Source organism: Corynebacterium sp. KPL1986, from assembly GCF_000477975.1.
Taxonomy (GTDB): Bacteria; Actinomycetota; Actinomycetes; order Mycobacteriales; family Mycobacteriaceae; genus Corynebacterium; species Corynebacterium accolens.
The window spans coordinates 683,781-703,132 of record NZ_KI515719.1; the positions used below are offsets into that span (position 1 = coordinate 683,781).

The 19,352-nt window shown below is 58.1% G+C and carries 14 protein-coding genes and 3 pseudogenes; 8 read left to right on the forward strand and 9 right to left on the reverse strand.

Features of this window, described 5'->3' with window-relative positions; translation table 11 throughout:
- The 4 genes from alaS to aspS all read right to left on the reverse strand — a co-directional run bounded on the left by alaS (position 1) and on the right by aspS (position 7,396).
- Positions 1–2,685 (reverse strand): alanine--tRNA ligase, encoded by a 2,685-nt coding sequence (alaS, locus tag HMPREF1287_RS03175; protein ID WP_023017423.1) that lies wholly within the window; start codon positions 2,683–2,685, stop codon positions 1–3.
- A gap of 127 nt (positions 2,686–2,812) precedes the next feature.
- Positions 2,813–4,198 carry a replication-associated recombination protein A gene (locus HMPREF1287_RS03180; RefSeq protein WP_023017422.1) on the reverse strand — a complete coding sequence of 462 codons (1,386 nt, stop codon included), beginning with the start codon at positions 4,196–4,198 and terminating at the stop codon, positions 2,813–2,815.
- 31 nt (positions 4,199–4,229) lie between these two features.
- Complete coding sequence (locus HMPREF1287_RS03185) at positions 4,230–5,444, reverse strand: phosphotransferase family protein (RefSeq protein ID WP_023017421.1); 1,215 nt, start codon at positions 5,442–5,444, stop codon at positions 4,230–4,232.
- 125 nt (positions 5,445–5,569) lie between these two features.
- Positions 5,570–7,396 carry an aspartate--tRNA ligase gene (gene aspS / locus HMPREF1287_RS03190; protein ID WP_023017420.1) on the reverse strand — a complete coding sequence of 609 codons (1,827 nt, stop codon included), beginning with the start codon at positions 7,394–7,396 and terminating at the stop codon, positions 5,570–5,572.
- A gap of 241 nt (positions 7,397–7,637) precedes the next feature.
- On the opposite strand from aspS, the gene HMPREF1287_RS03195 reads away from it, so the two are divergent.
- The 4 genes from HMPREF1287_RS03195 (at position 7,638) to HMPREF1287_RS03210 (ending at position 11,987) form a co-directional block, all read left to right on the forward strand.
- Positions 7,638–8,519, forward strand: a complete 882-nt coding sequence (locus tag HMPREF1287_RS03195) for a neutral zinc metallopeptidase (RefSeq protein WP_023017419.1) — start codon at positions 7,638–7,640, stop codon at positions 8,517–8,519.
- A 105-nt stretch (positions 8,520–8,624) separates the two neighbouring features.
- The gene (locus HMPREF1287_RS03200) at positions 8,625–9,737 is read left to right on the forward strand and encodes an LLM class flavin-dependent oxidoreductase (protein WP_023017418.1); all 1,113 of its coding nucleotides are present in this window, start codon (positions 8,625–8,627) and stop codon (positions 9,735–9,737) included.
- 3 nt (positions 9,738–9,740) lie between these two features.
- Positions 9,741–10,409, forward strand: coding sequence for an FMN reductase (locus tag HMPREF1287_RS03205; RefSeq protein WP_005279023.1), 669 nt, complete (start codon positions 9,741–9,743; stop codon positions 10,407–10,409).
- 168 nt (positions 10,410–10,577) lie between these two features.
- Positions 10,578–11,987 carry an L-serine ammonia-lyase gene (locus tag HMPREF1287_RS03210; RefSeq protein WP_023017417.1) on the forward strand — a complete coding sequence of 470 codons (1,410 nt, stop codon included), beginning with the start codon at positions 10,578–10,580 and terminating at the stop codon, positions 11,985–11,987.
- A 64-nt stretch (positions 11,988–12,051) separates the two neighbouring features.
- Here the strand turns inward: HMPREF1287_RS03210 and hisS are convergent, their stop codons facing one another.
- From hisS to tpx, 3 genes are all read right to left on the reverse strand, one after another.
- Complete coding sequence (gene hisS / locus HMPREF1287_RS03215; RefSeq protein ID WP_023017416.1) at positions 12,052–13,335, reverse strand: histidine--tRNA ligase; 1,284 nt, start codon at positions 13,333–13,335, stop codon at positions 12,052–12,054.
- 5 nt (positions 13,336–13,340) lie between these two features.
- Positions 13,341–13,982 (reverse strand): MBL fold metallo-hydrolase, encoded by a 642-nt coding sequence (locus HMPREF1287_RS03220; protein WP_023017415.1) that lies wholly within the window; start codon positions 13,980–13,982, stop codon positions 13,341–13,343.
- A 166-nt stretch (positions 13,983–14,148) separates the two neighbouring features.
- Complete coding sequence (tpx, locus tag HMPREF1287_RS03225) at positions 14,149–14,646, reverse strand: thiol peroxidase (RefSeq protein ID WP_005279015.1); 498 nt, start codon at positions 14,644–14,646, stop codon at positions 14,149–14,151.
- Between the two features lie 156 nt (positions 14,647–14,802).
- Between tpx and HMPREF1287_RS03230 the strand changes: the two genes are divergently transcribed.
- The 3 genes and pseudogenes from HMPREF1287_RS03230 to HMPREF1287_RS03235 all read left to right on the forward strand — a co-directional run.
- Positions 14,803–15,684 carry a peptidylprolyl isomerase gene (locus HMPREF1287_RS03230; protein ID WP_023017413.1) on the forward strand — a complete coding sequence of 294 codons (882 nt, stop codon included), beginning with the start codon at positions 14,803–14,805 and terminating at the stop codon, positions 15,682–15,684.
- Positions 15,685–16,096: 412 nt separating this feature from the next.
- Positions 16,097–16,348 (forward strand): annotated as a pseudogene (locus HMPREF1287_RS12050) (integrase core domain-containing protein); the annotation flags it as partial.
- A gap of 20 nt (positions 16,349–16,368) precedes the next feature.
- A pseudogene (locus HMPREF1287_RS03235) lies at positions 16,369–16,752 on the forward strand (superoxide dismutase); the annotation flags it as partial.
- Between the two features lie 114 nt (positions 16,753–16,866).
- Here the strand turns inward: HMPREF1287_RS03235 and HMPREF1287_RS03240 are convergent.
- Both HMPREF1287_RS03240 and HMPREF1287_RS12400 read right to left on the reverse strand, forming a co-directional pair.
- Complete coding sequence (locus HMPREF1287_RS03240; protein ID WP_023018212.1) at positions 16,867–17,268, reverse strand: hypothetical protein; 402 nt, start codon at positions 17,266–17,268, stop codon at positions 16,867–16,869.
- A gap of 65 nt (positions 17,269–17,333) precedes the next feature.
- Positions 17,334–18,499, reverse strand: a pseudogene (locus HMPREF1287_RS12400) (IS3 family transposase).
- A gap of 455 nt (positions 18,500–18,954) precedes the next feature.
- On the opposite strand from HMPREF1287_RS12400, the gene HMPREF1287_RS03250 reads away from it, so the two are divergent.
- Positions 18,955–19,305, forward strand: coding sequence for a hypothetical protein (locus tag HMPREF1287_RS03250; protein WP_023017410.1), 351 nt, complete (start codon positions 18,955–18,957; stop codon positions 19,303–19,305).
- Positions 19,306–19,352: the final 47 nt, after the last annotated feature.

Below are 19,352 nucleotides of genomic sequence, written 5' to 3' on the forward strand. Positions count from 1 at the left end.
TTATCGCGACTGCAACAGATCCTTGACGGCCTCAAAGCCGCGCTGCGCACCTTCCGGCGCGGTACCAGAGCCCTGCGCCATGTCTGGCTTGCCGCCGCCGCGGCCGTTGACGTATTCGCCGAGGCGCTTGACGATGTCCCCTGCTTTCACGCCCTCGTCCACCGCCTTGCCCGTAGCGGCAGCAATGAACGGGAACTTACCCTTATCCACTGCACCGAGCACGATGACCGCGGCCGTATCCTTCATCCGGTTACGGATATCGGTGGCCACGGTGCGCAGGTCGCCGCCAGAAGTGCCATCGGGAAGCTGGAGCGTAATGGTCTTGATGCCATTGACATCGGTAGCCGAGTCGATGAATTCAGAGGCCCGCGCGGTCAGTTGCGCCTTGCGCAGGACCTCGATTTCCTTCTCGGCGGCCTTGAGGCGCTCCGAAAGCTGAGAAATGCGCTCTGGCAGTTCCTCAGACTGCACCTTCAGCTCGCGGGAAACGCCCTCTACCAGCGCGGTTTCCTTGGAGTAGTACCGGAAGGCATCCATGCCGGAGTAGGCCTCGATGCGGCGGGCGCCGGAGCCCACTGAGGATTCGCCAAGCACGGACACGGGTCCAATCTCTGCCGAGGAACCCACGTGGGTGCCGCCGCAGAGCTCGATGGAAAATGGTCCGCCGATTTCCACCACGCGCACCTGGTTGCCGTAGTTTTCACCGAACAGGGCCATGGCACCCATCGCCTTGGCCTCTTCCAGCGAGGTCTCGATGGTGTTGACGGCCATATTGGAGTCGATCGCCTGATTAGTAATCAGGGCGATTTCTTCCATTTGCTCTTGGCTCAACTGCTCGGTGTAGTTGAAGTCGAAGCGCAGGTAGCCCGGGCGGTTAAGGGAGCCTGCCTGCACTGCGGTGGGTCCCAGCACCTGCCGCAGGGCTGCGTGAATGAGGTGGGTGGCCGAGTGGGCCTGGGTTGCACCGTGGCGCCACTTCTCATCTACGGAAGCCTCAACGGACATGCCAAGGTCAAGCCCGCCGGCGGTAACGGAAGCCTTGTGTACCCACAGCTTCTTGCCAATCTTCTGGACGTCATTGACCTCCAGGAGGGATTCGCCCGCAGAAATGCGGCCGCGGTCAGCCATCTGTCCGCCGGACTCAGCGTAGAGCGGCGAGTGGTCCAAAATGACCTCAACCTCATCGCCCTCGTGCACCTCGTTGACCTTCTGGCCGTCTTTGACCAGGCCGATGACGTTCGCGCCCGAGACCAGTTCCTCATAGCCGGTGAATACGGTGGGGTTATTATCCACCCAGTCGCGGTACAAGGAGAGGTCGGTGTGACCGTGCTTCTTGGCCTGGTTATCGGCCTTGGCGCGGCGGCGTTGCTCGCCCATGGCGGCATTAAAGCCGTCCATGTCCACGTCGAGGCCGGCCTCTTGCGCCATTTCCAGGGTGAGGTCGATGGGGAAACCGTAGGTATCGTGCAGTTCGAAGGCCTTATCACCGGAAAGCACCTTTTGGGTCTTGGCGCGGTGGGTGGAGCGCAGGTCCTCCACTGCTTCATCGAAAAGCTTGGTGCCAGACTCCAGCGTCTTCAAAAACGCCTTTTCCTCGTTGATGGCCACGCGCAGGATGCGCTCGCGGTTATCCGCAATCTCGGGATAGGACGGGGTCATGGTGTCCATGACGGTATTCATGAAGCGCTCCATGGTGGGGCCCTCGGCGCCGAGCAGCTTTGCTGAGCGAATGATACGGCGCAGCAAGCGGCGCAGGATATAGCCCCTGCCCTCATTTCCCGGGGTAACACCATCCAAGATGAGCATCATGCCGGTGCGGGAGTGGTCAGCCACCACGCGGAAGCGGATATTATCTTGCTCCGTTGCCTTCTCACCGTAGGTGGCACCGGTAAGCTCCTCGGCGACGTCAATGACCGGGCGCAGCAGGTCGGTCTCGTAAACGTTGTCTACCCCCTGCAAGAGGCAGGCGACGCGCTCGATGCCTAAGCCGGTGTCGATGTTTTTCTTCGGCAGCTCTCCGACGATCTCAAAATCGCCCTTTCCGGTCCCCTCACCGCGCTCATTTTGCATGAACACGAGGTTCCAGATCTCCATGTAGCGGTTATCATCCGCAATCGGGCCGCCGTCCTTGCCGTATTCGGACCCGCGATCGTAATAGATTTCCGAGCAGGGCCCACATGGTCCCGGCACGCCCATGGACCAGTAGTTATCTTCCATGCCCAGGCGCTGGATGCGCTGTTCTGGCACGCCGATCTTATCGCGCCAGATTTCCGCTGCCTCATCGTCATCGAGGTACACGGTGACCCATAGGCGCTCTGGGTCCAAGCCAAACCCGCCGTCTTCTACGTCTTTGGTCAGCAGGTTCCATGCATTGGAAATGGCGCCTTCCTTGAAGTACTGGCCAAAGGAGAAGTTACCCGCCATTTGGAAGAAGGTGTTGTGGCGGGTGGTAATGCCCACCTCCTCAATATCCAAGGTGCGCACGCACTTCTGGATAGAGGTGGCAAGGCCTTGCGAAAATGGTGGGGTCTGCTGGCCCAAGAAATAGGGCTTGAAGGGCACCATGCCCGCGTTAACGAAAAGCAGGTTAGGGTCATCCAGGATCAAAGAGGCGCTGGGGACAACCTCGTGACCAGAATTGACGAAGTGCTGGGTAAACCGTTCCCGGATCTCATGAGTCTTCACGAGCAATAATCCTAACTGTCTAAGCTTTTATCTTCCATCAAGAAGCTTTCTAACCCACCCAACTTTACCTACTGGTGGGCAGGCTGTGCCCATCGGTGGGGCCAAAACCGGCCATGCCGGTTCGCACTTAGCGGCGCTTGCCGCGAAGTATCCTGCGCAAACGGCCAATATAGTCAAAGATTCGCTTCTCAGCGCCGTGTTCGGTGGGCTCATAATATACGGTGCCCTCGAGCTCATCGGGCAGGTATTGTTGCTCCACTACCCCGCGCGGGTCATCGTGGGGGTAGGAATAGCCCGTCGCATTCCCCAACCGCTTAGCGCCCTCATAGTGCCCATCGCGCAGGTGCGGCGGCACGTGGCCCACCTTGCCGGCCGCGACATCGGCCTGCGCCTTAGTAATGGCAGCGATAACGGACGGCGATTTCGGCGCCGTCGCCAAGTGAATCGTTGCCTGCGCCAATGGGATGCGCGCTTCCGGCAAGCCGATCAGTTGCGCCGCCTCTGCGGCAGCGACGGCGACTTGCAAGGCCGTGGGATCTGCCATGCCAATATCTTCTGAGGCGTGAACCATCAGGCGGCGGGCGATAAACCGGGGATCCTCGCCGGCTTCCACCATGCGCGCTAGGTAGTGCAGCGCGGCATCGACATCGGAGCCGCGGATGGACTTGATGAAGGCGGAGGTCACATCGTAGTGCTGGTCGCCGTCGCGGTCATAGCGCACCACCGCCCGATTCACGTTATCCGTAATCGTGGTCGCGGTGATCTCGCCGCCATCGTCGACTGCTTCCGCGGCCGCTTCAAGGTAGGTCAGGCTGCGCCGGGCATCACCACCAGAAAGCACGACGAGCTGGTTTAATGCCTCATCAGTAATGGTTAAGTCGCGCTCGCCTAGCCCCCGATCGCTGTCTAACGCGCGGCGCGCTACGCCTTTGAGGTCCGCCTCGCTCAGCGAGTGCAGTTGCAGTAGGAGCGAGCGGGAAAGCAACGGCGAAACGACCGAGAATGACGGGTTTTCGGTCGTCGCTGCAACGAGCAGAACCGTCCGGTTTTCCACCGCCGCCAGCAAGGCGTCCTGCTGGGTTTTGGAGAAGCGGTGCACCTCATCGATGAAAAGGACCGTTCGGCGGCCATGGATAAGCTCTTGGCGGGCGTGGGTAATGACTTCGCGCACCTGCTTCACCCCTGAATCAAGGGCGGAGAGACCAACGAAGTTTTGGCCCATCTGGCTGGCTATCAGCGAGGCAATCGTCGTCTTGCCAGTACCGGGCGGCCCATACAAAATGACCGAAGCCTCGCCGGATCCTTCGACCAAGCGGCGCAGCGGCTTGCCGGGGCCAAGGAGGTGGTCCTGGCCCACGACCTCTTCCAAAGTCTGCGGGCGCATGCGCGCGGCCAAGGGCGAACCGGAGTGCGTGGCAAAGAGATTGGCCGTGGGAAAAGACGATGCCGAGCCATCGCCTCCCATGCTGCCGCCGGCATTGGGAGAGGCGCCGAAGAGAGAATCCTGGCTCATGTGGTTTTAGCTCCCCAAAAAGGTGTAGTGATTAGTCGTCGTGGACGCGGCGGGCAACCAAGTTGCCAAACTCCGCGATGGCCGTACACGGTGCGGTCCCGCATTGGGCGGCGTAGCGCGCGAGCGCGTCAAAGGTTTCATAGAGGTCTTGGCGCACCAATAGTTCGTCCTCATTAAAAGGTCCGCTCTCTGGTGGGCGCAGGATCGAACGCTTTGGGTCATGGACAACCTCCGCTTCCCCGCTAGCAAGTGCAACCAATCCCTCAATTCCCCCGGCGTGCATCGTGGTCACGCTCGACAAGGCCCAGCCGATGAGGGAAGCGACGATAAGCCCGTGCAATTCGTCTTCATCGGCAAAGCGCGGCCACACCTCAGATACCTCGCGCGACCATGCGGCAAGAAATATATCTGCTTCCTTATCCGTAATTGGCTTAGAAAACAAGAACTGCGGGAAGCCAGCGATAACGCACGCGACGTCAAAGCCCACGTTCCTAAAGCCCGCCCATTCATAGTCCAAGAAGTGCAGGCGCTTGGAAACGATGATGTTATCCGGCGAAAGATCGAAGGGAGTAAAGGCCCTATCCTTGCCAGAGGCGAGGGATTCCGCGGCTTGATCGGCCAAACTGCGGAAGCTTTCGGGGGCTTCAAGCCCCGCCTCATCCAGCAGATTGAGACCAATGCCGATGGAACGATACAGGGACTGATCGCGCACGGATTGGTGATCGGCGTATTCCGGGTTATGGCGCAAGGTGCGGTTGAGCAGGGTTTCGAAATCCTGCTCATGATCCGCGGTGCCCACGTGGATATGCCCCAATGCCGTACCCAAGGAACGCAGGATCCGAATGCGATCCTCATCGCCGGATTCTAAGAGCACATCCGCAAGGGTCTCGGCTTCACCCAAATCCGTCAGGACAATGATGCGCCGGTCTAAATCGTGGGCGAGCAGCACGGGTCCAGGGCGCACGTCTTCTGCTAAGGCGGTGGTGAATTGGTAGGCCACGACCTCGCGCAGCATCGCTGCGTCATCCACGCCGTAGCCGGTGACCGGATTGTATTTGATGACCACAGAGCGATGCGGCAAAAATGCGCTAGGGGCAACCTTCGCGCGCAGGACTAAGGCATTGCCAGATCCGCCTAAATCCTCAATGTCTGACATTTCCGGCGTGCCACCAAAGCGGCGCGACAACATTTCCGATGCGGCGCCAATGACCTCATCGGCCGAAAGCACTGTCTGTGTATCAACCATAGTTCTATCCAGTATGCCCGCCAACACAAAGCGGGGGCTACACCCTCGCCGCACAAGTGTCCGCTGCGGCGAGGGCGCGCGCCCCGCTTACCCTAAAAATGGTGTCGTGATAGCGAGCCTAAGAGCTAGTTCTCCTGCTCTGATTTCGCGGCCTTAGCCTCTTCGCCGTTCTTTTTCTTCTTCGGCTTGAAGTCCACGCCGGTCTCCTTGCGCTGTGCGGCGGGGATGGGCGCGGGGGCATCGGTAAGCGGATCCACGCCGCCACCGGACTTCGGGAAGGCAATCACGTCGCGGATGGAATCAAAGCCGCCCAAGAGGGACACGATGCGGTCCCAGCCAAAGGCGATGCCGCCGTGTGGCGGTGCGCCGTAGGAGAAGGCGTCGAGCAAGAAGCCGAACTTCTCTTGTGCTTCCTCATCGCCGATGCCCATGACCTCAAAGACGCGCTTTTGCACATCTTCTTGGTGGATACGGATGGAACCGCCGCCGATCTCGTTGCCGTTGCAGACGATGTCGTAGGCATAGGCCGTGGCCTCGCCCGGGTTCTCGTCGAAGGAATCGATCCACTCCGGCTTCGGCGAGGTAAAGGCGTGGTGCACCGCGGTCCACTTGGAGTGGCCCAAGGCAACGTCGCCGGACGCGGTGGCATCGGCAGAAGGCTCAAAGAGCGGGGCGTCAACGACCCAGGTAAAGGCCCAGTCGCCTTCCTTGATGAGGTCAAGCTTCTTGGCGATTTCGCCGCGGGCTGCACCCAGCAGCGCGCGGGAAGACTTGGTATCGCCGGCGGCGAAGAAGATGGCGTCACCGGGTTTTGCGCCAACGTGCTCGGCGATGCCCTCGCGCTCCGCGTCGGTGATGTTCTTGGCCACTGGCCCGCCCAGGGTGCCATCTTCTGCGACGGTTATGTAGGCAAGGCCCTTGGCGCCGCGCTGCTTGGCCCAGTCCTGCCATGCATCGAACTGGCGGCGCGGCTGCGAAGCACCGCCGTCCATGACCACGGCACCGACGTATTCGTTCTGGAAGACGCGGAAGGTGGTGTCCTTGAAGAACTCCGTGCACTCGACAATCTTGATGTCAAAGCGCAGGTCCGGCTTATCGGAGCCGTAGTACTTCATGGCATCGGCATAGGTCATGCGCGGGATTGGGGTCTGAATGTCGTAGCCGATGAGCTTCCACAGCTCTTTGACAATCTCTTCACCAAGCGCAATGACATCGTCTTGATCCACGAAGGACATCTCCACGTCCAATTGGGTAAATTCCGGCTGGCGGTCGGCGCGGAAGTCCTCATCGCGGTAGCACCGCGCGATCTGGTAGTAGCGTTCCATGCCGGCCACCATCAGCAGCTGCTTGAACAGCTGCGGCGACTGCGGCAGCGCGTACCAAGAGCCTGGCTTCAGGCGGGCAGGCACCAGAAAGTCGCGCGCGCCCTCTGGGGTGGAACGGGTCAAGGTAGGGGTTTCGATTTCGGCGAAATCGTGCTTATCCAGCACGTTACGGGCCGCGCGGTTGGCAGCGGAGCGCAGACGCAGTGCCTTTGCCTGGCGCTCGCGGCGCAAATCCAAGTAGCGGTACTTCAGGCGGGTCTCCTCGCCTACCTCGCCAGAGGAGGAAGGATCATCTACCTGGAAGGGCAGCGCTGCGGATTTGTTGAGCACCTCCAGGTCGGTGACGTTGACCTCGATGTCGCCGGAAGGCAGGTTCGGGTTTTCGGATCCTTCTGGGCGCGGTTCCACTACGCCGGTTACCTTGACGCAGTATTCCGAACGCAGGTCATGGGCGCGCTCTGCCACATCGGATTCGCGGAAGACTACCTGGGCAATGCCGGAACGATCGCGCAGGTCGATGAAGATCACGCCGCCGTGGTCACGGCGACGAGAAACCCAACCGGTTAGGGTTACTGTCTCTTCTGCCAGTTCTTTGCGGAGCTCACCGGCTAAATGGGTACGCAGCACTATAATTCAATCCCTTCTGAAATGGAGTAACTTGCGGGTCCAGCCACGCGTAAACAGCGCGCGCCCAACCAAGCACAAGACTAGGAACTTGGCCAATTCTACATCCCACCGCCGTTTCTTCTCCCATTAAGTCCAATTAAGGCACCAGGCATGGGTGCGAACCGGACGCCGCTGCCAGTACCGCGCATAAATGTGGCCGGTACGCACTGAAGACGCCGAAAAGGTGTGACACTATTTAGGCATGACGTTTAAATCTGGTGCCGATTTTGATGGCCAGCGCGCAACCTCCGGCGGTGGTGGCGGCCTCGCTATCGGCGGCGGCATCGGCTCCGTCGTGCTCGTCGGGCTCTACCTCTTATTAGGAGGAAACCCCTCCGATATTGGTGCCCTGTTGGGCAATGAACAGTCCCAATCCGGCACCCACACCGGTGCCGATGATTCCGCCTTCGATCACTGCCAAACGGCAGAAGACGGCAATAAATACGATGACTGCCGGGTCATGTTTACCGCCATGAGCGTGGATAATGTCTGGACCGCCGAGCTACCCGAGCAAGCCGGCATCGAATACACCAACCCTGGCCGGGTGATTTTTAATAGCTCCACCAATTCCGGCTGCGGCACTGCGTCTTCAGCCACGGGGCCGTTTTATTGCCCCGCCGACCAATCGGCGTATTTTGACACCACGTTTTTCAATTCGCTGAGCAACTACGGCGCGCACAATGCCCCGTTCGCGCAGATGTACATCGTTGCCCACGAGTTTGGTCACCACATTCAGCAGCTCGAGGGCACGCTGCAGCTATCTGACTATAACGACCCCGGCGCGGATTCCAATGCGGTAAAGATCGAGCTCCAGGCAGATTGCTACGCCGGTATTTGGGCTTCCCACGCGGATAAGGGCGAGGATGCTCTGCTGGAGCCGATTTCCCAACAGCAGGTGGCTGACGCAGTCACCGCGGCGCAGGCTGTGGGTGACGATAATATTCAGCGCCGTTCCACTGGGCAGGTCCAACCCGATGCGTGGACGCACGGTACTTCCGAGCAACGCCAGCGAGCTTTCCTTGCTGGTTATAATTCCGGCCGGATGGCTGAGTGCGACACCTTGGGGCGCGGGGTCTACAGCTAACTCCCGGCCCCCTCTTTACCCCGCTGGGAATAATCTCTCTGCCCGCATTGTTGACATGTCACGTACAATGATTACAGGTACGCAGCAAGGGTAGAAAGGGACACCATGCAATTTGGCATTTTCACGGTCGGAGATGTGACCACCGATCCAACGACGGGCGAAACCCCATCAGAGGCGGAGCGAATCCGCAATATTACGGAAATCGCGCTCAAGGCAGAAGAAGTGGGCCTCGATGTCTTCGCCACAGGCGAGCACCACAACCCGCCCTTCGTTCCGTCCTCCCCGACGACCCACCTAGCCTATATCGCAGCGCAGACCGAGCGCTTGCAGCTTTCTACCTCCACGACGCTGATTACCACCAATGACCCGGTAAAGATCGCCGAAGATTACGCCTTTTTGCAACACCTTTCCGGCGGCCGGGTGGATCTGATGATGGGGCGCGGCAATACCGGCCCCGTCTACCCGTGGTTTGGCAAAGATATCCGCCAAGGCATCCCGTTGGCCGTGGAAAATTACCACTTGCTGCGCCGCCTGTGGCGGGAAAACAGCGTCAACTGGGAGGGCAAATTCCGCACCCCGTTGCAGGCGTTTACCTCTACCCCGGCGCCCCTCGATGGCGTCCCGCCGTTTGTATGGCACGGCTCCATTCGTTCTACCCAGATTGCAGAACAAGCGGCCTATTACGGCGACGGGTTCTTTCACAATAATATCTTCTGGAATCAAGAACACACGGCCAAGATGGTCAACATGTACCGGCGTCGCTTTGCTTCCTATGGCCACGGCCAAGCAGACCAAGCCATCGTGGGGCTCGGCGGCCAGGTATTCATCGGCGATACTGAAGAGGAGGCCAAGAGGTTCTTCCGCCCGTACTTCGATAACGCCCCCGTGTACGGGCACGGGCCTAGCCTGGAGGAATTTACTGACTACACCCCGCTGACCGTGGGTACCGCAGAGCAGGTTATTGAGCGCACCCTGAAATTTGCGGACTACGTGGGCGATTACCAACGCCAGCTCTTCCTCATCGATCACGCCGGGCTGCCACAAGAAGTGGTGCTCAAGCAGATAGAAATTCTTGGCACACAAGTAGTACCGGAGCTTCGTCGGCGCTTTGAGCAGCGACGACCAGAGCATGTACCCTCGGACCCACCAACGCATGCCACGCTCAAGCAGCACCCAGATTCCCCGCACTTTCGCGTAAGCCCTGGAAAGGAGGACTAAGCAATGCGCTCTTTAGTTGTCCTCACGGCCGGGCTCTCGGAGCCATCATCTACCCGGCAATTGGCTGAGACCATTGCAGAAGCCACCGAGGCGAAGATTTCCGCGCGCGGTGAAGGCGTAAACACCCACATTATTGAGGTGCGCACCCTTGCTTCTGAATTGGCCACGGCCATGACCAATTGGGCGGCTCCAACGCCCCAATTGGATGAAGCAAAAGAGCTGCTTTCCACGGCCGATGGCTTTATTGCCGTCACCCCTGCCTTCCAAGGCAGCTACTCCGGGCTGTTCAAGATGTTTTTTGATGTTCTGGATGCCCACGCCTTGGAGGAGCTGCCCACCATCGTGGCAGCTACGGGCGGTTCCCCGCGCCACGCGCTCATCTTGGACTATGCGCTGCGCCCCCTGTTGAATTATCTGCACGCCCACGTCGTTCCGACCGGCATTTTCCAGGCAACCGAGGATCTGGGCACCGCCGAGGGCGCGCGCATTCGCAGCCGTATCGAGCGCGCCGCAACGCAGCTTGCGGATCAGATGATTCGCCCCACGGATCGGGTCGCCGGGCTTGCCGATGCCCCCAAACCCAGTCCCCATTCCCGCCCTACCGGAATCGGAGTGGACGAAGAGTTTCTGCCTTTCGAGGAAATTTTGTCCCAATACGACGGAAAGCGCTAGCGCCGCAATACCTATCGCATATTCTAAAATTGATACATGTCACATATTTCTCTACGCTTGAATTTTAGAATCTTCGACCCGAATCCCCGCGCCAGAGAAAATCTCTTTTTCATGCTCTTGGAACGATAACTCTCTTGCTACCAAGAAAGGTTTCTTAAGGCTTTCACCATGACTATTAGCGTTACTGACATTTTCGCCATCGGCATTGGTCCATCCTCCTCTCACACGGTTGGGCCGATGCGCGCCGCGAAGCAATTCCTCGATTCCCTTGATACCCATCCGGCCCGCGTGTCCGCTGAGCTGCGCGGTTCGCTGTCCGCCACCGGGCGCGGCCACGCCTCCGACCGCGCCGTCATCCTAGGACTCGCCGGCTGGGAGCCGCTGACCGTTCCCATCGATGCCGAGCCGCAAGCCGGCGGCACAATCCCCAGCGAAGGCACCATCTCTGGCCCGTCTGGCACCGTCGACTACGAAATCACCTTTGATAACGAGCCACTACCCCAGCACCCCAATGGCATGATCTTTAAGGCCTGGGACGCAGAGGGCAATATCCTGGCTGAAGACGAACAGTACTTCTCTGTCGGCGGTGGCTTCATCCTCTCCCGCAAAGAGCTCGACGCAGAGATGGCCGATAGCCACGAAGTACCCGCCGGCGTTGCCGCAGCAACCGTAGAAGATACCGTGCCCTATGAATTCACCACCGGCGAAGAACTGCTCAACCTGTGCGAGGCCAACGACAAGGACATTTGGGAAATCGTCCTTGCCAATGAGGAAGTGCTCCACAAGGACGACGGCGGCGCGGATTATGTCCTGCGCCATCTGGACCTCGTATGGGACATCATGCGCGAATGCGTGACCGATGGCATTTCCACCAAGGGCTTGCTGCCGGGTGGCCTCCGCGTGCCGCGGCGCGCCCCCAAGATGTATGCGCAGCTGCTCGAGCAGAAAAATGACCCACACTCTGGCTTTTCCGCCATGGAATGGGTCAATCTCTTCGCCTTAGCGGTCAACGAGCAAAACGCTGCGGGCGGCCGCGTTATTACCGCGCCCACCAACGGCGCCTGCGGCATCATTCCCGCAGTGCTGCACTATGCGCGCGACTTCCACGGTGGCTTCTGCCGCGAATCCGCACGCCGTTACCTGCTCACCGCCGGCGCCATCGGCATGATCATCAAACAGAACGCCTCCATTTCCGGCGCCGAGGTGGGCTGCCAGGGCGAGGTCGGCTCCGCCTCGTCCATGTCCGCTGCGGGAATGGCGGCACTCCTCGGTGCTACCCCAGCCCAGGTGGAAAATGCGGCCGAAATCGCCCTTGAGCACAACCTCGGCCTCACCTGCGATCCGGTCGGCGGCCTCGTGCAAATCCCGTGTATTGAGCGCAATGCCATTGGCGCGGTGAAATCCATTAACGCCGCCCGCATGGCGATGATGGGTGAAGGCACCCACCACGTCACCCTGGATAACGCCGTGCAAACCATGGCGGATACCGGCCGCGATATGCATTCCAAGTACAAGGAGACCTCCCTCGGCGGCTTGGCCAAGACGATGGGCTTTAGCGTTTCCCAGGTGGAGTGCTAATCAGCTGAACACATACAAAAAGGAGGCACCGAATTTACTCGGTGCCCCCTTTTTAATCCTGTGCCTAGCCTTCTAGATCGCGCCCCAGAAGGGCAACTAGCTGCGATAGCTCAATATCGCGCTGCTCGTGGGCGGCCAAGTCCTTCACGGCAACGGTGCCCGTTTCTAGTTCTTGATCTCCCAAGACCAAAGCAAAGCGCGCGCCCGCGCGGTCGGCACCCTTCATCGCGCCCTTAAGGCCGCGATCACCAAAGGACATGTCCGCTGCGATTCCCGCCTTCCGCAGGTCATTGATGATCCCGGTCATGCGGCGCTTGGCCGCAGTACCTAAGGCAATGCCGTAGACATCCACGCGAGAATCACTGCCTTCTAGGGTGATTCCCTCCGCCTCTAGGGCGAGGATGGCGCGGTCAACGCCTAAGCCATAGCCGATGCCCGAAAGATCCTGTCCGCCCAGCTGCGCCATCAGGCCGTCGTAGCGGCCACCGCCGCCAATGCCGGATTGCGCACCCAGGCCATCGTGGACGAATTCGAAGCAGGTCTTGGTGTAGTAGTCCAAGCCGCGCACCATGCGCGGGTTAATTTCGTAGGCAACGCCCATATCATCCAGCATGCCCGTCACGGTCTCAAAGTGCTCGCGGCACTCGGCGTTGAGGTAGTCGAGCATCAAGGGGGCATCGGCAAGCTGCTCCTGCATTTCCAGGCGCTTATCATCCAAGACGCGCAAAGGATTGATCTCCGCGCGGCGGCGGGTCTCCTCATCAAGGTCCAGCTTAAACAAGAATTCCTGCAGCTTTTCGCGGTAGGCGGGCCGGCAATTGCGGTCGCCCAAGCTGGTCAATTCCAGGCGGAACCCGGAAAGCCCCAGGGTCCTATAGGAGCGATCCGCCAAGGCGATGACCTCCGCATCCAGTGCTGGATCGTCGACGCCAATGGCCTCCACGCCAACCTGCTGAAGCTGGCGGTAGCGGCCTGCCTGCGGGCGCTCATAGCGGAAGAACGGGCCGCTGTAGTTCAGCTTTACCGGGAGCTGACCGCGGTCCAAATTGTGTTGAATGACCGAGCGCATCACACCCGCAGTTCCCTCCGGGCGCAAGGTCACAGAGCGATCGCCGCGATCTGCAAAGGTGTACATCTCCTTAGAGACCACGTCGGTAGATTCACCCACGCCGCGGGCAAAGAGCGCGGTATCTTCAAAAATGGGCAATTCAATGTGCTGAAAACCGGAAAGATGCGCCTGTTCCACCATGGTCTGGCGGACCTTATAAAAAGTCGCAGACTCTGGTGGGTAATAATCTGGCACACCCTTCGGTGCGGACAGTGCCTGGAACCGCTTCTCTTCACTCATGGTCACTAGAGTACCCCATGGGATTGGGATTTTCGCAGGAATGGGTTGGTCGCCCTCTCCTGACGCATGGTTGAGCTTGGGCCGTGGCCGGGAAGAATGTCCAGCTCATCGTCCAAATCCCACACCGGGCCCGCCAATGAATCCAGCATGGCCTGCGGATTAGAATCCGGCAGATCGACCCGCCCCATTCCCCCGGCAAAAAGGACATCACCGGTAAGGGCAAAAGTATCCGAAATGATCAGAACGCACCCCGGCGAATGCCCAGGGGCGTGCTGGAGGGTAAATGTATGCCCGATTAGCTCCAGTTCCTCCCCACCGTGGAGTTCGCGGAGATCGGCAATGGGCAGCATGCTCGAGGCATTGAATAGCTCCTGCGCCTGGGCGGAGACACCCTCCCCGGAATCCAACATGAACCTATCTGCCGGATGAATATAAACGGGGATATCGAGCTCCTGCGCCAAGTCCCCGGCCTCGCGGGTGTGGTCGATGTGGCCGTGCGTAAGCACGATGGCTTCATAGTCATAGTCGTGCGCTAGGACCTGCGACATGGAATCCATGCCTGGATCCACGATGAAGGCGCGCTTTCCCTCCGCCGCGATATAGGTATTGGTGCGAAATGGGCCCGCGGTAAATCCTTGAATATCCATAATTTAAGTCTAACGAGGCTCGTCCCCATCGCGCCCCTGAACGCAGTGGCCTCTGGATTCAAGCCACATAACCATGCAAAAAGCACCCAGCCTTGGCGCCCACAGCCACGGCGGGTTATGGGGAAAGGCTGGGTGCTGGTTTTATTTAACCTGCTAGCTTCAAGCTTTATTGCAGGGCGGCAAGAGCCTTCTCGTAGTCCGGCTCGGTGGTTACCTCTGGCACCAATTCGTTGTAGATGACCTTGTGGTCAGCGTCGGTGACCACAACGGAGCGCGCCAACAGGCCCTTGAGCGGGGAGCCTTGCAGGGTCACGCCGAACTTCTCACCAAAATCGGAGCGGAAATCGGAGGCGGTCTCCACGTTTTCAATGCCCTCTGCGGCGCAGAAACGATCCAGCGCGAAGGGCAGGTCGCGGGAAACGGACAAGACAACGGTGTTGTCCAGGCCCGCGGCCTTTTCATTAAAGGTGCGCAGCTGCTGCTGGCACACGCCCGTATCGATGGAAGGGAAAATCGAGATAACGAGGCGCTTGCCCTCGAAATCCTTATTGGTGACCTCAGAAAGGTCGGTGCCAACGAGGGTGAACTCTGGGATGGACTCCCCTACAGCAGGAAGCTCACCAGCGGTTTGGGTAGGTTCGTCAGAAAATTTAACTTCAGCCATGGCCCCGAGCATACTGATACTTTTGCTTCCCCGCTATAGCTCGCCGTTTATTGCTCAACCCAATCCCCGAGCCAAGTCAGCCCCGTGTCCGCAAAGCCGCTAAAATCGTCCAAGTTGAGACACGTCACCGATAATCGCTAGAAAGGTTGTCCCACGGTGCCAGATAATAAAAAGCGCGGAGAAGACGCGCTGCACAAGCTCGATCGTGAGCTAAAGTCCCGTGACCGCAAGCAAAAGACTCGTCCTTTTGGTGTCGCCGCAGCCTCGCTCGTCGTCATCCTTGGCATCGCCGGAGGAATCTACTTCCTGTCCACCCGCGATGGCTCTGAGGGCGACATCCAGGCAGAAGATACCTCTGAGGCACAGACCACGCAGGAAGCCCCCAAGGCTGAACCCTTGAGCGGCAAGCGCGCGGAAGCCCTGCCAGCCACCGTCCAGTGCAACTACGAGGACAATGGCCAGGATGGCCACGGCGCGAAGAAGCCCGACGGCAAGGATATTTCCACCGAGGGCACCGTCACCGTCTCCTTCGATACCACCCAGGGCCCGATTGAGATGGACCTGGACCGCGCCGCTGCGCCGTGCACCACCCACGCCATCTCGGAACTGGCTGAATCCGGCTTCTACGATGACACCGTGTGCCACCGCATGACCTCTGGCGTGTTGAACGTGCTCCAGTGCGGCGATCCCACCGGTTCCGGTTCCGGCGGCCCAGGCTTCAAGTTTGACGATGAATACCCCGCCGATGAAACCGATGCCAAGGACGCACAGAACCCCGTTGTCTACCCCCGCGGCTCCGTCGCCATGGCCAATAGCGGCCCAGATACCAACGGCTCCCAGTTCTTCCTTAACTACGATGACTCGGAGCTTGCCCCTAACTACACCTACTTCGGCACCATCTCCGAAGAAGGCCTGAAGACCCTGGACAAGATTGCCGAGGCCGGCGTAGACACCGGCGATCAGGGCGGTCACCCAGGCCAAGAAGACGGCAAGCCTGCTGAAGAGGTAAAGATTAAAAAGGCTACGGTAAAGGCTTAGTCTGTGGCATCGGCGCTTGCCGATGCCCCATTACGTTGTTAGCAGTTCCACTTAAGGGAGCCCAGAATTCGTAACTCTGCCTCTGTGCAGGGGCAGGTTATGTTTGTCTGCGTTCCTTTTGCTTTTCTTTTGAGGAGCAATGGAACTAGTCGCTGGCTTCGGTATGGCTTATTTTCGTCCCTGTCTGACAATGATCCGGGGGGTGATGCCGCCGAAGGCAGTGACATACTCCAAACTGCTAATAGGAACCTGACCCACATCAAGTGTGTGAGGTCTCAAAGTAATGTGGATGCCAGCGTGAAGTATGCCCGACCACCAGCGATGAAAGAAGTCTCATACTAATTCAACTCGCTAGGAGGTCTGACATGGCCTACGACTATGTCATCGGCATGGACATTGGAAAATACTTCCAGGGACTGTCAGTGACTCCTACGACAATGCTCTAGCTGAAAACGTTAACGGCTCTTACAAGAACGAACTCATCCATACTCGCAAGTGGAATGATGTTGTCGAGGTAGAAATTGCGACATTCGCGTGGGTGTCATGGTGGAACGAGGTAAGGCTCCACCAAAGCCTGGGATGCCGAACCCCGGCCGAGGTGGAGACCGAATTTTGGAAGAAGAACTCGCAACAGGGAATAATAGAAATCAAGGCAAATACCTAGGAACAAAACTCAGGGCACTTCACACCAACCACTCCATCTTCTGGAAGAACCTGAGCCCTAACGGTGGCGGCGAGCCAACCGTTGAGCTCGCGGAGGCTATCGACCGCGACTTCGGTTCCTTTGAGAAGTTCAAGGCGCACTTCTCCGCAGCAGCACTCGGCCTGCAGGGTTCCAGCTGGGCCGTGCTGGGTTACGACCACATTGCTGGCCGCCTGCTCGTTGAGCAGCTGACCGACCAGCAGGGCAACACCTCCGTGAACTTCACCCCACTGCTGATGCTGGATATGTGGGAGCACGCTTTCTACCTGCAATACAAGAACGTCAAGCCTGATTACGTCAAGGCCGTCTGGAACGTCCTCAACTGGGACGACGTTGCAGAGCGTTTCGCAGCAGCGAAGAAGTAAACCTTCCGCCGCACCATCATCGCTGCGGCTTACATGAACGCCGTGCCCACGCACTTTACGTGCCGGACACGGCCCTTTTCATGGCGTTTTTATCTCGCGGGGCACCGTTTTGGCTTAGCGAGTTCTCCCGGAAACCATAAGAAGAATAAATCCCAGCCAAAGTAATCCGGTGGCTGCAGTTATTACCCATAAAAGCTCACTAAACAACGGTTCCCAAAAACCACCGGCACGAAACAGCTGAGTGATAACGGCAGCAACTGCAATAACAATTCCGGCGGTAACTATCCACGCGCCGATTTTTCCTATCGTGGATGTAGAATACCGCGCTCGCCTATGGCTCCAGAGCGAAATATTTATCCCGATAAGCACAACCGCGATAGCGGTGGCCAGAAGAAATAATGCGCCAACAAGAAACGGAAAGCCGTCATTCGAAGCAGCAATAATGCTAATAAATACATAGAGCGTGAGGGCCATGAGGACCGAAAAAATTGTGATGCTTTCCAGGGGTTTCAGCATGTACATTCCACTCCCTAATTGTTGAGCCGGGCCTACCCCCGGAAAGTGGACACGTCGGGGGTTAGCTATGCTGCTTTAGTCAGTGTAGCTGAAGTCTCGGCTTCAAAGACATCCGGCGCTACAAGATTGCACCAGGAGTGCCGCCGGCGCGTGTTATAACGCATGCACCACCGGAAGACTTCCCGGCGGCAGGCGATCGGATTGTCAAAAACTTTCCGCTCTCGCAGCACTTCCCGCTTTAAAGTGGCGTTAAACGATTCTGCTAGGGCTTCTATCAGCACTCGTTCCTACCGCTCCCATAGACTGGCGCACACCCAACGACGAGCAATAGCTCCTAAAGGCCTGTGAGGTGTACACACTGCCGTGATCGGAATGGAAAATAGCCCCGTCCAGACTGCCACGCACACCATGCGCGTGGGATAGAGCATCAATGACCAACGAGACACGCATGTGGTCTGCGAGTGCATAACCTGCAAGTTTCCGTGAATGAAGTGTCAATGACTGTGGCCAAATACATGTTTTTCCCTCCCTTACACGGAAGGTAGATAATATCGCCGACGTAAACGCGATTCGGCTCGTTGGCTGTGAATAAGCGGGCCTAGTAAATCTGGCATGACACGGTGGCCAGGCTTACACCTGGTAGTGATGCATCGGCGACGCTTGGTAAAGCCTTTAAGTCCCATGGCTTTCATAATTCGTGCAACTTTCTTGTGATTGACCGGGACATACGCCGAGTCCTCCTTAAGGCTCGCAGCGATGCGTTTAGCACCATAAAGCCCGTGCTCATCATCAAAGATGGTTGTGATTCTCGCACCAATAACGGCATCAGAATACATCTCTTATCCTGCGCTTTTTACGAGTTTGGACCCATTTATAAAACGAGGAACGATTCAGCTTTAAAACGTGGCACATCCGCATAAGCCGAGTACTCGGTTCGGTGGTCATAGACACACTGGAAACAGAACTCCCGTGAGTCTGCTTTAAGCAAAATATTTAGCGGCCTTGCGCAGGATGTCACGTTCTTCGCGCAGCTTCGCGTTTTCTTTTTCTAACTGGCGGATCCGTCTCACGAATCATTCGCCGCTTGGGCTTTATCCTGCATGGCTTTTATGCCGGCACGTTTGCCGGTGCCGTACTTTTTGACCCAAGAATGAAGCGAGGCACGGTTAATACCGCGCTCTGCTGATGCTGAGTTCAGCGAGAGGTCCTCATTGTTCTCATAGAGAGCCACGGCATCGCGCTTGAACTGTTCTCAGTACCTGGACATGGTGGTAGATTACCTTTCTCCCCAACCCGACTGGGCCGGATATCAGGTGTCCACCAAACAGGGGTCAGGTCCAAACTATATAGGAAGACCCCCTACCGCCTCCCACCCCCTCACTTACTAACCCCATTTAGGGGTTAGTGGGAACTCCCCAGCGTGGAGCACGGATCATTTCGGTGCTCAACGTTGGGGATTTTTTCAGCTCCATTTCTCCGCTCAATATAACCCTCTACCTGCGCTTAAGGATCTAATATCTCCCCGAGCCATTCACACCATTAACATTAAGCGTCAACTACCACACTGCCCGATACGTTTTGACAATCTTTTTTAATAAAAGTTTGCACGATCTGTTGCAGACCGTAATACGGCTGTCTAATATCTAAGGAGTCTTTGAACACCACAAGCTCGTTAGGAAGCAAGATATGAAGCTTATCTCCCGCAAGGCTCTCGTTGCCGGCGCAACCGCCCTGTCCGTCACCTTCGCTGGCACCGCAGTGGCCACCGCTGCTGAGGTACCCACCACCCTGTCCTCCTCCATCGAGAAGGGCGCAGCAACGCAGCCGTACGCTAACGGCAAGGGCACCGGTGACGCCAACGAGGATCCTAAGAAGAAGCCTCAGCCCGAAAAGACTTCTCAGGAGAAGGCTAATGAAGTCCAGGCCTGGATCGGCGTCTTCACCGCTGCTATCGGCGCATTGGGTACTCTCTTCGCTTTCGCTAACAAGTACCTCAACATCGACGACTTCATGAAGAACTTCAAGCTTCCTTTCTAATCTTTCACGCTTCTTAAGCGCTTTTAACCGCTGTGCCCTAAATCTGG